Origin of the sequence: Mycolicibacterium hodleri, from assembly GCF_025822245.1 — a bacterium.
Lineage (GTDB): Bacteria > Actinomycetota > Actinomycetes > Mycobacteriales > Mycobacteriaceae > Mycobacterium > Mycobacterium hodleri.
In genome coordinates this window covers 1-960 of the sequence record NZ_JACKTL010000042.1, presented here as the reverse complement: position 1 = coordinate 960, position 960 = coordinate 1, and the positions used below count along the sequence as shown (strand labels likewise).

Sequence of the window (960 nt, the reverse complement as noted above, 5' to 3'; positions counted from 1 at the left end):
CTGAAGCTGAGAATTGCCCGGCTGGCTACTGGGCTCGCTCCCGGGGAAACTCCACGCACGATCACTCAGCGCATTGTCAGCGACATCCTGGTCACCGATGTATCCGATCAAGAGCTGAGCGTCCGATCCAGCGTCATGGTGTTTCTCGTGCGCCATGAACGCCACGAGTGCTTCTTTATCGGCAAACGACAGGATGTTCTGCGGTTGGATGAACAAGCGGGTCTGGTGCTGGCCGCCCGGGTCATCACGCTGGCGCATAGCGTTCTCCCACGAGCGATTTCGATCTTCTTCTAATGCCCAGTCGTCCAATAGCCCTCAGTTAGGTCGCACACATGACAGATGTCGCTTCACGCGAACTAGGCCTAGGATTTCTCGGAATCGGTCAGGCAGTCGCCAGAATCTTCCAGCAGTACCCGGACATGTCGTCGCTGCCGTATCGGGTTGTGGCGGCAGCTGATACCCGGTCCCACTCTCTTGCCCGCTTCGCCACCGAGTTCGCAGGCCGCACCTACACCAACGCAGAGCAACTGTGTGCCGATCCAAGCGTGGACGTCGTCTACATCGCTACTCCTCCGGAACTGCATCGGGAGCATGCCCTGATGGCCGCACATTACGGCAAACACATGATCGTCGAAAAGCCGTTGGCCATGTCGATCGACGAGTGCACTGCAATGGTCGAGGCGGCCCAGGCAGCGGGCGTGCAGCTGATGGCCGGCCACACACACAGCTTCGACGCGCCGGTGCGAGCGATGGCCGAACTGGTACGCAGTGGCGATCTCGGCGAGTTGCTCATGGTGAACACCTGGAACTTCAATGACTTCAATCGGCGACCGTGGCCGACTTCGGAATTGCGCTCGACTAACGGGCCAGTGCTCAACCAGGGGCCTCACCAGGTCGATATCGTGCGGCAGATAGTCGGCGGTGTGGCCAGAACAGTGCGTGCGTCGACAATATGGGACG

General features: G+C 59.8%; 2 protein-coding genes. Both read left to right on the top strand.

The genetic code is table 11. The features are described from left to right. A partial coding sequence (locus H7J06_RS18305; protein ID WP_275079596.1) for an aromatic-ring-hydroxylating dioxygenase subunit beta occupies positions 1-294 on the top strand: 294 nt, incomplete at its 5' end. Positions 295-332: 38 nt separating this feature from the next. Further along, on the top strand, positions 333-960 hold a 628-nt coding region (locus H7J06_RS18300; RefSeq protein ID WP_264040445.1), incomplete at its 3' end, for a Gfo/Idh/MocA family protein.